We start from the raw sequence: 13,950 nt of genomic DNA on the forward strand, positions 1-13,950 counted from the left end.
GATCGGTAAAATTGCTAAGCCTCCTTCGGGAGGCTTTTTTGATCCCTGAAAAACGCTCAAATATGGCTCATAATTACTAAGTGGCTTTGTAGTGAGGAGTCAAACAATGAGAGTGTTTAGATTGGACGATTTGTCGTACTACGGAAGGCATGAGCATGTAATGGAATGGGATCATCCAAGCAGTTCACATCCCTATTACTGGCATCCAGATTGGTTGCAGAATGCGGAAGATTTGATGGGGCTCTATCCCGATAATAGTCACCCAACCTCCGCAAATCCTGATGAGTAGTGCACAGTAATAAACCTCCCTTACATAGGGAGGTTTATTTTCACTACTGGGAATCTTCCGCTTTTGAGGCGTATTTGATGCCGAACAGGCAAAGCCCAAACATGACAAACGGAATGGCTGCTGCGGTGTATTCAGTCCACACCATATCAGCAAAAGACTTAGCAAGAATCAGGTGACCAAAAATCAATAAGAATGCGCTGAAAATCGCGATGGCAATCAAACGAAATTCCTGCTTATAGCGTTGTTTTTCCATACTTTCCTCGCTAACTGTTTACATTTCTGGAGTATTTCATCACAGACCTCATCAGTTAGCGCAGTACAGTTGAAGCGAAAAAACGCCAAACAGTGGTTAATCAGTGATCGCGTTAGCAATTTCTATCACGGTCTGTTCCAGCTCACTAGTCATCGGATACGAGGCATTCAAACGGACGCAGTTTTGGAACTGTTCGCGGGAACTAAAAAGGCGTCCATAAGCAATGGTAATGCCGCGCTTTTGCAATGTATGATACAGCAGGTATGTGTCGACATTCATACTCAACTCTAGCCAGATAAAGTACCCTCCTTGAGGCTGACTGACTTTCGTCCCTTGAGGGAAATGGCGCTTTACGACCTCAACAAAAGCCTGCTGTCTGGCAGATAATTCCTTGCGCAGTTTTCTCAAGTGATTATCGAGGCTTTCGTACTGAAGGAAATGCGCGACTCCTTCCTGAACGGGCACACTGCCTGACAAGGTCGACACAAGCTGAAGCTTCTGTAATCGCTCATTAAACTGGCCATTCACAACCCAGCCGACCCGATAACCAGGACATAAGGATTTAGACAGTGAACCACACAGCAGAACTCGGTCTTCTTGATCCCAATATTTGAGCGGCATCGGTTTATCATTGCCAAAGTAGAGTTCGGAATAGACATCATCTTCCACGATGGCAAGCTGATGTTGGTTTGCCAATTCAATGACCTTTTGCCTGTTAGCCGACGATAAACTGGCTCCGGTCGGGTTATGAAAGTTTGGCATCAACCAGCACGCCGTCACCTTATGTTTTTTAAGCGCTCGCTCGAACTTCTCCAAACATAGCCCAGTTTCAGGATGAACAGGGACTTCAATGGCTTTTAGGTTTAATCGCTCAATCGCCTGAATGGCGCCATAGAAAGCCGGGGCTTCAACAATGACTGTGTCACCCGGCTGGGTCACCACCTGTAGCCCTAGGTTCAGCGCTTCCATTGCGCCCGAGGTAATGACGATATCAGTATGAGAAACCGTTATACCCTGCTTGAGGTAACGCTGTGCGATTTGACGACGCAGTGCCTCGTTGCCGGGCGGCATGTTATCAAACACACTGTTGAGCGGCATTTTACGACCCGCACTCGCCAGATGACGGTTAAGTGATTGAAGAGGGAATAATTGAGGATCAGGAAAAGCCGAACCGAGAGCAATATCGGCTTTACTGTTGCTTTGTAGGAACTCATACAGCTTATCGTTAAACTCAGGTGCAACGACTTTGCTTTCGGGCTCAGGCGTTGGAACCCGCTCCATGATCGAGGTGACGAAATAACCTGACTGCGGCTTGGCGAGTAACCAGCCTTGAGATTCAAGAAGTTGGTACGCCTGAAGGACAGTTGAAGCGCTGACTGAGCAGTTACGGCTGGTCATTCTGACAGAAGGCACTTTCTCCCCTGCTCGCCAAATACCATTCTCAATTTGTAACTTAAGCTGTTCAGCCAATTGTTGATAGCGATTCATACTTCCCTCACCTTTTCATTCAGGAGACAAAAGATATCACACATTTGGTTCACACTGGCTTAAGCTAACTAAAACAATTTAGTTAATTTTTAACGCATTCTGTTTGTTGATACTAATCACATTAAATATTTACTTCTCTGTTACATTTAATCACGTATTAGTGATCCAAATAACTTAACGTAAGGACCGATAATAATGAAGAAATACGATGAGTCACATATCGAATACAAAGGTGAAAGCAACGGTGTTCATAGCTGGATTGCTCCACACGGTCAGCCATATTACTGGCATCCGGACTGGCTACATATCGCCGAAGACGCAACGGGTTCACACCCTAAAAAAGACATAGATGTGGACCAAGGTGAGAAGCCCACTGAAAAGCATGCTATCAAAGCGATTCTTTCACATCTAAATGACTGGGCAGCGAAAAAGCTAAAGTAATTCTTTTCGAGCTCATTTCAGAACATCACTCTACTAAGTCACACGTTCGGACGCGGCCGTGTGACTTTATTTTTGCAGTCTTTAGGCCGTTGATATCACTCTCAATTGGTACTACCACTACTACTAAAGTTGCAAAAATGTATCTAAACTCGAAATTAAACGATAGTATCGCTGGTCATTTTATAAATGAAGAATATGAAACTTGGCTGGTTGAAGCTGAGTGCGGCTATAAAAACAAGGGCTAGAAGATGGTTAACTCAAACTATAACGCGCCTCTAACACTGAAACTGTATGCGATTGCGGCAGTGGTTTTTGGTACTTATGGCGGCCGAGTCTGCCCCTTTCTAGAAACACTGACAACTCAAGAGATATTATTCCACGTCGGTGTGACCTTTGGCTCACTGTTTCTCATTCGACACTTTTTGCTCAATAACCACTCTTTACTCGAAGAACAGCGCCAAGCCCGACTAGATGCCACCCTATTTTTTATGGGCAGTATTCCACTCGCGATATTCTATAACGTCCAATACGATTTCGGGCTCGACAGTAACCTCAAGGTTTTGTTTGGGATGACCTTGTTTGGTTTCTTCTCTGGCTTAATTTTGCAACTCGTTTCCAAGATTGAGAAGTTTGATCAGCTCTCTCAGGAAGAACAATATCATTTTGAACTCAGTGGCGAACGTCAGTCTATGGTCAAACAAATGATCATGATGATTTGCATGTTGCTAATCACCCTAACAACCATGCTCACCATGGTGGCGGTAAAAGACATATTCTGGTTGCAACACAACCCTGAGCGTGTTCTTGATGGCAGCGGAACCATCAGTGTCATTAAAGAGTTTATCTATTTGTCGCTGGTACTTGGCGCGTATGTAGTAACCATTCTCGTCCTATGGACCAAACTGATGCGCAAAGTACTGCTGTCTCAGGAGTGTTCTTTACTGGAAGTCGCTCAGGGTAATATTTCCAAGCGTTTACCTATCTTTGAGCACAATGAGCTAGGTTCGATGGCCTCTCTGACCAATAAGATGCTCGATAGCCTGCAATCGACTCAAGACGAAGTCAAAACCACGCGCGATGTTGCTATCGTTTCCCTTTCTGCGCTGGCTGAATCTCGAGATAACGAAACTGGCGCGCATATTTTGCGTACTCAAGAGTACATTCGCGCATTAGCAAATTACCTTTGCCAGTTTGATAAACATAAAGCGCTTCTGACCCCTAATTACATCGAGCTGCTGTACAAATCTGCGCCGTTGCATGACGTGGGTAAAGTGGGTATTCCTGACAATATCCTACTCAAGCCCGGTAAGCTTACCGACGAAGAATTTAAGACAATGAAACGTCACCCAGAGATTGGCGCCAAAGCCCTCTCGATAGCAGAAAAACATCTGGGCAGTAATTCCTTCCTTCAATTGGCGAAAGAGATCGCTCTGACGCACCATGAGAAATGGGACGGCAATGGCTATCCTAAGGGTCTAAAAGGTGACGAAATACCGCTCTCTGGCCGTTTGATGGCGCTTGCCGATGTGTATGACGCTCTCATCTCCGAGCGTGTGTATAAGAAGGCCTTTAGCCACGAGAAAGCCAAATCCATTATCCTAGAAGGAAAAGGCAGTCACTTTGATCCTGAACTGGTTGACGCCTTTCTCACCATAGAGCAGGAATTTGTCGATATCGCCGACAAATACCGTAGCTTAGAAGCAGAAGAAAACGCGATGGCTTTGGAAGAACTTCAAGCCAATGCCCCTGCTTAAATTCCTGCCAACGACTTCACATCTAATTGCAAAGCTCAGCCACTTTTGACCTGCTTTTTATTGGAAAAATGCAGGTTAGGCGCTGAGTGATAACAAAATGTACTTATTTTGTAATTTTCTTACTGGTTGATGTTGTCTCAGCGCGCGCAGATAAGGTATAAATAACCGAAATACTTATATCCTCCCTTCGACTAACATGGATGACAATTATGTTTGAAAAAGTAGTTGCTGCACCTGCAGATCCTATCCTCGGACTGACAGAAGAGTTCAAAAAAGACTCTCGCGCAGACAAAATTAACCTTGGCGTTGGTATTTACAAAAATGAACAAGGTGAGACCCCTGTTCTAGCAACCGTTAAAAAAGCGGAAGCAGCGCTGATTGAAAACGAAAAGACCAAGTCATACCTCACCATCGAAGGGACCGCTGAGTATGGCCTAGCGGTGCAGAAACTACTGTTTGGTGCAGATTCAGACATCGTTGCTAACAAGCTAGCAAAAACTGCTCAAGCTCCTGGCGGTACTGGTGCATTGCGCGTTGCAGGCGAATTCATCAAGCGTCAATTGGGCGATGTGAAGATCTGGATCAGCAACCCTACTTGGGCTAACCACAACGGTGTCTTCACTGCAGCGGGTATCGAAACCGCTCAGTACAGCTATTACAACGCTGAGACAAAAGATAAAGATTTCGCGGCAATGCTAGCAGATCTTGAAAAAGCGTCTGCCGGTGACATTGTCCTTCTTCACGGCTGCTGTCATAACCCAACGGGTATTGATCCAACGCTTGAAGAGTGGGAAGCACTAGCTAAGCTGGTTGCAGACAAAAAGCTGCTACCTCTTTTTGACTTCGCTTACCAAGGTTTCGCGAAAGGCGTTGAAGAAGATGCAGCAGGTTTGCGTGTTTTTGCTAAGTACAACAAAGAGATCTTAGTCGCGAGCTCGTTCTCCAAAAACTTTGGCCTCTACAATGAACGAGTAGGTGCATTTACCTTGGTTGCAGAGTCAGAGGACACAGCAAGCACAGCATTCTCTCAAGTGAAAGCGATCATCCGATCTATCTACTCTAACCCACCAGCGCACGGTAGTGCAGTTGTGACGCATATTCTTAACAATGCTGAACTACGCAATGAATGGGAAGCAGAAGTAAAAGAAATGCGGGACCGCATTCAAGACATGCGTGAGCTGTTTGTTGCGACACTGAAAGAGCAAGGCGTTGACGCTGACTTTAGCTTTATTGAGCGTCAAAACGGTATGTTCTCATTCTCTGGTCTTTCAAAAGAACAGGTGACTCGCCTTAAAGATGAGTTCGGCATCTACATTGTAGGTTCAGGCCGCATCAGTGTAGCAGGTATGACTCGTTCAAACATGCTACCGCTTTGTAAGGCACTTGCCGCTGTTCTATAAGCGATAAGATTCCAATAAAAAAGAGCCAGCAGATGCTGGCTCTTTTTTATTTAATAACACCTAGAACAAATAGCGTAGGCTCACGCCACCTTCGTTGGTCGTCGTTGAACCATTGTTTCGATGCGTATAGAAACCGCCGACCACCAATTTCGTCGACACCTGATAATCACCACGCATATTAAAGATATCCTCGTCCAGAATATCGCTTCGTCGTAATCCACCTGTCACTGACAACTCCCAGAACTTGTTTAATTCATATTTAAGCGTTAAGTCACCGCCCCACATGAACTTATTGTCACTCGAAATCTTCGCATCCGTAATATCGTTAGTTTGTGTTGACCAAATAAAACCAGCTTTCGCGCCTACGACCAAATCCCACTTATCCTCTAGCGGATACCTAAATGCCGCACCAGGTAGCAAAGTATAAATTTCTGTGGTGGTGTTTTGCGGATGGATGAATCTGGCTTCGTAATCCAGTGTAGCGAGAAACTGGTTGTCGATAAGCATGTTGCCGCCGACCGCTAAAGAAGTCACATTACTGTTTACCCCCAAATTCTCACCAAGCGATCCCGCACTTAAGTCCGCGTATAGAAAGTTGTAATTGAGGTTGTTAGTCGTACTTTGCCCGTAAGCAGACAATGACGCAGCCAAGAGCATTGGAGCAAGGAGATAAGGCAGTTTTACTTCCATGAATACCTCTTTATACAGACGAATAAAGCCAGTGTATGGGAGAGAACGCATTCTCGATAATGAGAAATGACTGCCGTTCTGGATTTGAAAGTATAGATCATTTTGACGCAAGTTATTGAGAGATAAATAGGATTATCAGAAAAGAGAAAGGCCCGAACTCGGGCCTTAGAAAGTAATGATCAACTCATCTTGCTGATGGCTTTCAATGTGAGTATTAGAACGGGTCCTCAGTTTTTCGATTTGTTCTCGCTCTAACTCATACGGCATAACCAGTTTCAGCTCTTCAATGCCTTCACTTCTTGCCAATTGCATCAGCGTCAGAATATTAGACTCATCACTTCTGCTGGCTGACAAGGATTTCATCGCCTGATCCCACAAGCGGTCTTCCGCCGATACCGCTTCTTTAATCGTGCTTTTCCAAGCCAAACTAAAGATGGGTGCGAAGGTACTCATTGCTTCTAAGAAGGTCCATTTCTTACTGCACGACGCGCCAAGAAAAGAGGTATAGTCGAATACAACACTTGTCTTGCCCTGATGTTCCATATCAATCTCCTCTGGTAGGCAACACAGTATCCTCAATATCGTCTATCGTTAGCCATATAGCAATAGGATATAAAACAATCATCTTTTATACCCATTTTTTCGGTCAAAAAGCTATATCAAAACCAACCCGATAACAAAAGATGCACAAGATAGAGACATGGGTAATCAGTTGCGTAATATTTCAGGGCCGAAATTTATCCCAAGCAAATGGATAATTATTCTGGCTAGCGGATATCAATAATCCGACTCGCTTTTTTGTATTGCACACGCCAGCCTGCCCATCTCGGCAGTTCCCAGCGTTTCGGGTCGCCTTTTCGCAAACCCGATTTATACACCACGTACACCAGTTTCTTCATTGGTTGATATTCAACGCTCAATTGCAGATCACCAATGTAGAGTTCGAACGGGTACATGGCAGCAAACTCTTCATACTCCCAATAAGGGATACCTTCAAAAGGAAAATCGTCTGCGCTGAACATCGCTAGCTCCGACACATCCGTCAGTTCCAGTGTTTCGAGTTGTTCCGTAAACCAAGAGTCAAACGTCAACGATTCATGAATCGGCGAACCGGAGGATTTATCCAGTGATTGGTACAATTTCCAGTGTTCGATTTGTTGATGTCGCTGCTGAGCAAATCCCGGTAGCAGCTCTTCACGCTTAACGGCTTCGAGTAGTGGTTTAATCGCAAACTCGCCCTGTGCTTGGGCTTTTTTCGAGGCCACTTTTCGGCCAGCATACATCATATGGAGTTCGACATGGGGAACGTCGTTCACGCTGATCACATCGCCTTCCACCCAATCACCAATCTCCAACTTTTCAAAAAGAGATAGCCTGACTGGCATCGTCACAGTCGCAAGAGTCAGTGTTTGTTTAACACCACGGCCCGGTAAGCTGTGGGTATCCAGCACCAGTGCCGCCTCAATGTTGTCAGGCAAACGACTTGCACGGCCCAAAGTGACTTCCATTTGGCCGTTACCTAGTGCTTCGCGGCGCCGCTCTCTTCTGACAAACAGCAGCTCAGGATGCAGAGACGCGATTGCTTCAACCAACTCATTATGAGAGTAACGGGAAGCAACGCTAAGCTCAGGTAGCTCGAATGCTGCCCGCATTTGCTGACAAAGCGCCTGTGCATCTTTGAGCACTTCCTGATCAATGGTCACACCGGGAAGTACGTCTCCGCGCACCACTTTAATGGCTATTTCAGCGTCGCATCCCAAAGGCTCTTCTTTACCAAGCTGTTCTAGCGCTTCTTCATTTGACGATAAACGGTATAAGGATGCTGGTGTCGCCAGAACCGCGGTTAAATCCACCATGGCTTCTTGCAGCTTTCGATGTGGCATTCGAGTCACCAAATCAGCATACAAAGCATCAATCGGAAGCGGGTAAATACGTTGCCCATGCTGAGTCGCTAGACCAGATTCATCGATCGCACCCATTCCACGCAAAATGTTTGTTGCCTGAACAAACGACTTTTCTGGCAATGGTTCCAAAAAGCTCAGCCCAGAGAGAGGATGCCCACAACTGGCGGACGCCAGCATAGCTTCGGTGAGTGTTTCCCGATGAAGCTCTGGTGGCGTCACATCCGCTAACGCAGCGTGTTCGCCATACAAGCGAATACAGATACCATCCATCACCCTACCCGCTCGGCCGCTACGCTGTCTCGCACTCGCTTTGGAAATATGTTTTAGGCTCAGAGTAGTTTTACCGTTTCTCTGCTCTGTACGTCGCTCCAAACCAGAATCAACCACGGCAACCACATTCGGTATGGTCAGTGAAGTTTCAGCAACGTTAGTTGCAAGCACCACTTTCTGCTTCTCTTGCTGGTTAAGAGCAATCTCTCGCTGTTTATCTGTCACTGAAGCATGCAGCGGCGCCACTATCAACTCATCAATATGTGCGAGTGCGCTCTGACATTGGGTAATTTCTTTACGCCCAGGCAAGAAAACCAGAATATCACCATCCAGATCACGCAAACTTTCCACTTCTGCTCGGACTTTCTGCTCCAGATTTCGGCTATCCGGCAGTTGCCTTGAATCCCCAGCACGATGAGCAATGGCTACCTCAAAATTACGCCCCTTTGCCTGCAGACGTTCGGCACCGACATAACGTGCAAGCTTCTCACCTTCAATGGTCGCAGAGGTAATCACTAAACGATGTTGATTGTGCTGGTTCAATAGTGCCACCAGCAAGTCGGTGTCCCAGCGGCGCTCATGAAACTCATCAACAATAATGGTATTGAAGTCGTTGAGCCGATTTTCAGAGTACCAACGTAGTGCAACACCCGGAGTCACGAAGACAATTTGCGTCTCCTCATCACAGCGGTTTTCCAGCTTAATCGAATACCCCACTGAACGGCCAAGCGGCTCATTTTTCTGCTCTGCGAGAAACTGTGCTAATGAAGTGCAGGCGATACGCCGAGGTTCAATTACTAACACTTTCCCCTGTTCCGCTGCCCATAGTGGTAATCGGGTTGATTTGCCCGAGCCAGTTTCCGCTTCTACTATCATATGGTGAGCAGAAAGAAGGTTCAGAAAGTCGGTTTTGAGGGTATCTATAGGTAAGCTGAACATCGTTTGCGTTGAGATCATGGAAAAGGCGGAAAGTATATACTTAATCTGTGCCAGAATGCATGAATATTCGGTTTACAATATGATCACTAATCCCTATCATTTTCTGGTTCCCGTTCCTTAAGACCCTACGACAATAGGCAAGTGATGAATAACGACAAACGCCCCTTATATATTCCTTTCGCTGGTCCAGCGCTTCTTAGTACGCCTCTTCTCAATAAAGGCAGTGCATTCTCAGCGGAAGAGAGAGCATCTTTTAACCTGGAAGGTTTGTTACCAGAAACAACTGAAACAATTCAGGAACAAGTGGAACGTGCTTACCAGCAGTATCGCAACTTTGAAAGCGATATGGATAAACACATCTACCTGCGTAATATTCAGGATACTAACGAAACCCTGTTCTACCGCTTAGTGCAGAACCACGTTTCTGAAATGATGCCTATCATCTACACACCAACTGTAGGTGCGGCATGTGAAAACTTCTCTAACATCTACCGCCGTGGCCGTGGTCTTTTTGTCTCTTACGCTAACCGCGACCGCATCGATGACCTACTTAACAATGCATCCAACCACAACGTAAAAGTCATCGTTGTAACGGATGGTGAGCGTATTCTTGGTCTTGGTGACCAAGGCATTGGTGGTATGGGTATTCCTATCGGTAAGCTGGCTCTATATACCGCGTGTGGCGGTATCAGCCCAGCTTACACGCTGCCAATCGTACTGGATGTCGGTACTAATAACCCTCAGCGCCTTGCAGACCCAATGTATATGGGCTGGCGTCATCCACGTATTACTGGTTCTGAATACGATGCATTCGTTGAAGAGTTTATTCAGGCGGTTCAGCGCCGCTGGCCAGATGCCCTTATCCAGTTCGAAGATTTCGCACAGAAAAATGCAATGCCTCTGCTAGAGCGCTACAAAGATCGCATTTGTTGCTTTAACGATGATATTCAGGGTACAGCTGCTGTTACTGTTGGCTCACTACTGGCAGCATGTCAGGCAGCGGGCACGCAACTGTCTGAGCAGCGTGTAACTTTCCTTGGTGCTGGTTCTGCAGGTTGTGGTATCGCAGAAGCGATCATTGCTCAAATGGTGTCGGAAGGTATCTCTGACGAGCAAGCACGCTCTCAGGTATACATGGTTGACCGTTGGGGCCTACTGCAAGAAGGCATGCCTAACCTGCTCGACTTCCAACAACGCCTTGTTCAGAAGCACAGCAACACGGGTGACTGGGAAGCGGAAGGCAATGGTTACTCACTGCTTGACGTTATGCGCAACGCAAAACCAACGGTGCTTATCGGTGTATCTGGCGCGCCTGGTTTGTTCAGTGAAGATGTTATCAAAGAGATGCATAAACACTGCTCTCGCCCGATCGTATTCCCACTGTCGAACCCAACCAGCCGTGTGGAAGCTACACCGCATGACATTATCCGTTGGACAAACGGCGAAGCTTTGGTCGCGACAGGCAGCCCATTTGATCCGGTTGTATTCGAAGGTAAGACGTTCCCAATCGCTCAATGTAACAACAGCTACATTTTCCCAGGCATTGGTTTAGGTGTACTCGCCGTACAGGCGAAACGCGTTACTGACGAAATGCTTATGGAATCAAGCCGTGCGCTAGCGACATGCTCTCCTTTGGCGATCAATGGTCAAGGTGCGCTATTGCCGCCTCTTGAAGCGATCCACTCGGTATCGAAGAAGATCGCCTTTGCGGTAGCGAAGAAAGCCATCGAACAAGGTGTTGCGCTAGAAATCACAGACGAAGCACTGGAAGAAGCGATTGAAAACCACTTCTGGCAACCAGTTTACCGTCGTTACAAGCGTACTTCATTCTAATTTCTATATTGATTCAGCCCCTGGTGACAGGGGCTTTTTTGTTTATGATGATTTTTGAATTCCTTTCCCCTGCGGGAAAATACCTACTTCCTTATTTAACTGAAATATCAACAGCTTTGATTGCTTGCTTCCTTGTGATGGCGGGGGGCGAGGTCAACACTTTGCTAAGAAGAACGCTGCGAAACCACAACTTTGTACTCAGAACCGTAGTATTTGTCTTGATTAACGCCTTTGGTTACGGCTTAATCATTGTTAAAGCAACCCCTTACCTCGCTCGGACATTGCGTGATATGGACGCTGGCATCATGTTCTCCATTATTATTGTCAGCTTTATATTGATTGGTTCATGGGCTCAACGGAATCGACAAATTTAGTGCGAAGACTCTTTCACAGACCTAAACCCTCTGACCATTATTTGGCCTACGCGCTAAAGGGGCTTCGCTATATCCCACTCTTGCTTATCTGTGCGGCTATTTCCCTGTTCTTGATTGATCGTTGGGTCTCTTATCAAACCAAAGATCAGCTCTATACCAACACAGAACAAATCGGCAATTTCGATGTTGCCGTTGTGCTGGGAACGAGTAAATATCTCGGTAAGATCCTCAATGATTACTACACCAATCGTATTAACGCCGCGATTGATTTATACCAAAATGACAAAGTCGATAATTTTCTGTTAAGCGGTGACAATGCTCACCGTTCTTACAACGAACCTTGGACAATGAAGCGTGACTTGCTTAAAGCGGAAGTGCCAGAGAATCATATCTATCTCGATTACGCTGGATTCCGCACCCTCGATTCTATTGTTCGCGCAAAAGAGATTTTCGACACTGATAACTTCTTGATCATCACACAAAAGTTCCATTGCGAGCGAGCATTATTCATCGCCAATTTTCACAATATCAACGCCAAGTGCTTCGCAGTACCGGGGCCATCAACACACTCTGGTTATCAAATAAGGTTGAGAGAAGTATTTGCCCGCGCTAAAGCCGTGCTTGACCTGTATATCACCCGAGCCAAACCAAAGTTCCTTGGTCCTAAAGAGCCGATTAATACAAACGAAGCTGAGCAGATCGTGGTTGAAGAAAGTGTAATGGAAGAGGAAGCGGCTACGAACTGATTTCAACTCGGTTGCGCCCGTTAGTTTTTGCTTGGTACAAAGCTTCATCTGCTCGGGTCAGCATTTCCGTCGTTCCTTCGCTTGTAAGGGATGCAACCCCGAGGCTGGTCGTTAACTTGTCACCATGCACCCAGCTATGCGTTTCCACTTTCTCTCGAATATCTTCTGCCACCTGCACCACTTCATCCAAAACTAAGTCCGGACAAAAAACGACAAACTCTTCACCGCCCCAGCGTACCAAATGATCATCAGAACGTAACTGGGTAAGAACGACCATGGTAAATTCACGCAAGATGTCATCCCCCATTGCGTGCCCATATTTGTCGTTGATCTGTTTGAAGAAATCGATATCTAGATAGATGACAGATAAAGCTTTGCCGTGTTCACCATGGTATTCGCTGTTTAGCCAGTCGCGAATAGCGTGGCGATTCATTGCCCCTGTGAGGGCATCTCGATGAGCCAGATCCGCAAACTCGACATTCTTTTGTCTCAGCCTTTCATTCATTTCCTTGAGGTGGCCCTGACGTTGCTGTACCGATAGCACCAACTTCTGGCTTCGTCTCAGCTCACTAATACTGTAAATCAAACCTAAACCGACCCACACAACCAGTAAACACAACATCAGGGTTTCGCCAGAGATATAACTGCCGATAAATTCGATGCTGTTGATCGTCATCTTGTACTGACCAGAATACCAGTCTGTACCAGTGGCAAGTTCAATCAGAGTAATATTGCTGAATTCAGGCGCTGCATGCCGAACTGGGATCTTGTTGTCCACTAACCACCACGTCATCACCTGCATACTGCTTAGCGGCACGTCAATTGAGCCGTTGCCATTCCCCGGTGTGTATTCAATACCATTAAACTTGAGCGTATAGGCATCCTCAGCAGAGGAGTAAGCCGAATTGTAGTTTCTTAGGTAGAAGCGCATTGACGGGTTAGGTGGAAAGCGTGGATCCAACTGCTTAAAGTCGATATTAAGTCTGGCGGTGTGATACTTTTCGAGATTAATGCCTTCATCTGCAGCGATAAAGCGTTTGATTGAAATGCCACAATAAGGCCATTCATACTGGTCAGTTTCAACGAGTTCACAGTTGAGAATGGCTTTTTGGTCTTCGACAACTAGGTTGCTCACCGAGGAGCCTCCCTGTTCACTGTCATCGGTTGTCTCGTAAATAAACGAGTCAGGCGATACGCTGTACACACGTGTGTCACCGTATACCCAATAAAGCTGAACAATCAACGCGGTCAAAATGACCAGTATAAATACGACTTTATGAATCGCTTTCAATGTAATGACCTTAATGATTCCTATCTTTTCGCGGCAGAACTTTGCTAGCCCGGAATCTTATTATGTTAATGGCTAATGTGTGTGGCTTTCCCTGATGTTGAAAGACATAAATACGAGTAAGCTCAATAATTCTCTTTGTAAAGACTAGCACTTTTGTATGGTAACGAAGCTAGTATTATTGCCGAATCGCTTTCTCTGCTACACTAGCTCTGAGTAAAACAGCTCGACTAAAACACCAATCCATATAAGAGCTGTAAAATATAAAAAAGAGCAATGTC

At 46.0% G+C, this 13,950-nt stretch carries 13 protein-coding genes; 7 read left to right on the top strand and 6 right to left on the bottom strand.

What is annotated here, in order from left to right; genetic code table 11:
• Positions 1-106 precede the first annotated feature (106 nt).
• Positions 107-289, top strand: coding sequence for a hypothetical protein (locus tag F0265_RS07205; RefSeq protein ID WP_171748377.1), 183 nt, complete (start codon positions 107-109; stop codon positions 287-289).
• Positions 290-332: 43 nt separating this feature from the next.
• Here the strand turns inward: F0265_RS07205 and F0265_RS07210 are convergent, their stop codons facing one another.
• Positions 333-542 carry a hypothetical protein gene (locus F0265_RS07210; protein ID WP_006958908.1) on the bottom strand — a complete coding sequence of 70 codons (210 nt, stop codon included), beginning with the start codon at positions 540-542 and terminating at the stop codon, positions 333-335.
• Between the two features lie 96 nt (positions 543-638).
• Positions 639-2,030 carry a PLP-dependent aminotransferase family protein gene (locus F0265_RS07215; RefSeq protein WP_171748378.1) on the bottom strand — a complete coding sequence of 464 codons (1,392 nt, stop codon included), beginning with the start codon at positions 2,028-2,030 and terminating at the stop codon, positions 639-641.
• Positions 2,031-2,225: 195 nt separating this feature from the next.
• Here F0265_RS07215 and F0265_RS07220 point away from each other — a divergent pair, with 195 nt between their 5' ends.
• The 3 genes from F0265_RS07220 (at position 2,226) to F0265_RS07230 (ending at position 5,625) form a co-directional block, all read left to right on the top strand.
• The gene (locus F0265_RS07220) at positions 2,226-2,471 is read left to right on the top strand and encodes a hypothetical protein (RefSeq protein WP_171748379.1); all 246 of its coding nucleotides are present in this window, start codon (positions 2,226-2,228) and stop codon (positions 2,469-2,471) included.
• 248 nt (positions 2,472-2,719) lie between these two features.
• The gene (locus F0265_RS07225) at positions 2,720-4,225 is read left to right on the top strand and encodes an HD domain-containing phosphohydrolase (RefSeq protein ID WP_171748380.1); all 1,506 of its coding nucleotides are present in this window, start codon (positions 2,720-2,722) and stop codon (positions 4,223-4,225) included.
• A 209-nt stretch (positions 4,226-4,434) separates the two neighbouring features.
• Positions 4,435-5,625 (top strand): amino acid aminotransferase, encoded by a 1,191-nt coding sequence (locus F0265_RS07230; protein WP_171748381.1) that lies wholly within the window; start codon positions 4,435-4,437, stop codon positions 5,623-5,625.
• Positions 5,626-5,685: 60 nt separating this feature from the next.
• On the opposite strand, the gene F0265_RS07235 is transcribed toward F0265_RS07230, so the two are convergent.
• From F0265_RS07235 to F0265_RS07245, 3 genes are all read right to left on the bottom strand, one after another.
• A complete protein-coding gene (locus F0265_RS07235; RefSeq protein ID WP_171748382.1) occupies positions 5,686-6,315 on the bottom strand; it encodes a porin family protein in 630 nt (209 codons plus the stop codon).
• A gap of 165 nt (positions 6,316-6,480) precedes the next feature.
• On the bottom strand, positions 6,481-6,858 hold the full coding sequence (locus F0265_RS07240) for a transporter (protein WP_065740328.1): 378 nt from the start codon (positions 6,856-6,858) through the stop codon (positions 6,481-6,483).
• Positions 6,859-7,082: 224 nt separating this feature from the next.
• Positions 7,083-9,428 carry a helicase-related protein gene (locus F0265_RS07245; RefSeq protein ID WP_171748758.1) on the bottom strand — a complete coding sequence of 782 codons (2,346 nt, stop codon included), beginning with the start codon at positions 9,426-9,428 and terminating at the stop codon, positions 7,083-7,085.
• 144 nt (positions 9,429-9,572) lie between these two features.
• On the opposite strand from F0265_RS07245, the gene F0265_RS07250 reads away from it, so the two are divergent.
• The 3 genes from F0265_RS07250 to F0265_RS07260 are packed head-to-tail and all read left to right on the top strand — an operon-like array spanning position 9,573 to position 12,381.
• On the top strand, positions 9,573-11,261 hold the full coding sequence (locus F0265_RS07250) for an NAD-dependent malic enzyme (protein WP_171748383.1): 1,689 nt from the start codon (positions 9,573-9,575) through the stop codon (positions 11,259-11,261).
• Between the two features lie 44 nt (positions 11,262-11,305).
• Complete coding sequence (locus tag F0265_RS07255; RefSeq protein ID WP_171748384.1) at positions 11,306-11,635, top strand: DUF3392 domain-containing protein; 330 nt, start codon at positions 11,306-11,308, stop codon at positions 11,633-11,635.
• A complete protein-coding gene (locus F0265_RS07260; RefSeq protein WP_171748385.1) occupies positions 11,635-12,381 on the top strand; it encodes an ElyC/SanA/YdcF family protein in 747 nt (248 codons plus the stop codon). The genes F0265_RS07255 and F0265_RS07260 overlap by 1 nt, the downstream gene beginning before the upstream one ends.
• Here F0265_RS07260 and F0265_RS07265 read toward each other — a convergent pair.
• Entirely contained in the window at positions 12,371-13,672 is a 1,302-nt protein-coding gene (locus tag F0265_RS07265; protein ID WP_171748386.1) for a GGDEF domain-containing protein, read from the bottom strand. The genes F0265_RS07260 and F0265_RS07265 overlap by 11 nt on opposite strands.
• Positions 13,673-13,950 lie beyond the last annotated feature (278 nt).

Origin of the sequence: Vibrio sp. RE88, from assembly GCF_013113835.1 — a bacterium.
Taxonomy (GTDB): Bacteria; Pseudomonadota; Gammaproteobacteria; order Enterobacterales; family Vibrionaceae; genus Vibrio.

Coding starts and splice junctions, on each gene's coding strand:
- F0265_RS07250 (WP_171748383.1), top strand. CDS start 9,573: ATGAATAACGACAAACGCCCCTTATATATTCCTTTCGCTGGTCCAGCG.
- F0265_RS07235 (WP_171748382.1), bottom strand. CDS start 6,315: ATGGAAGTAAAACTGCCTTATCTCCTTGCTCCAATGCTCTTGGCTGCG.
- F0265_RS07220 (WP_171748379.1), top strand. CDS start 2,226: ATGAAGAAATACGATGAGTCACATATCGAATACAAAGGTGAAAGCAAC.
- F0265_RS07240 (WP_065740328.1), bottom strand. CDS start 6,858: ATGGAACATCAGGGCAAGACAAGTGTTGTATTCGACTATACCTCTTTT.
- F0265_RS07255 (WP_171748384.1), top strand. CDS start 11,306: ATGATGATTTTTGAATTCCTTTCCCCTGCGGGAAAATACCTACTTCCT.
- F0265_RS07245 (WP_171748758.1), bottom strand. CDS start 9,428: ATGTTCAGCTTACCTATAGATACCCTCAAAACCGACTTTCTGAACCTT.
- F0265_RS07230 (WP_171748381.1), top strand. CDS start 4,435: ATGTTTGAAAAAGTAGTTGCTGCACCTGCAGATCCTATCCTCGGACTG.
- F0265_RS07215 (WP_171748378.1), bottom strand. CDS start 2,030: ATGAATCGCTATCAACAATTGGCTGAACAGCTTAAGTTACAAATTGAG.
- F0265_RS07210 (WP_006958908.1), bottom strand. CDS start 542: ATGGAAAAACAACGCTATAAGCAGGAATTTCGTTTGATTGCCATCGCG.
- F0265_RS07205 (WP_171748377.1), top strand. CDS start 107: ATGAGAGTGTTTAGATTGGACGATTTGTCGTACTACGGAAGGCATGAG.
- F0265_RS07225 (WP_171748380.1), top strand. CDS start 2,720: ATGGTTAACTCAAACTATAACGCGCCTCTAACACTGAAACTGTATGCG.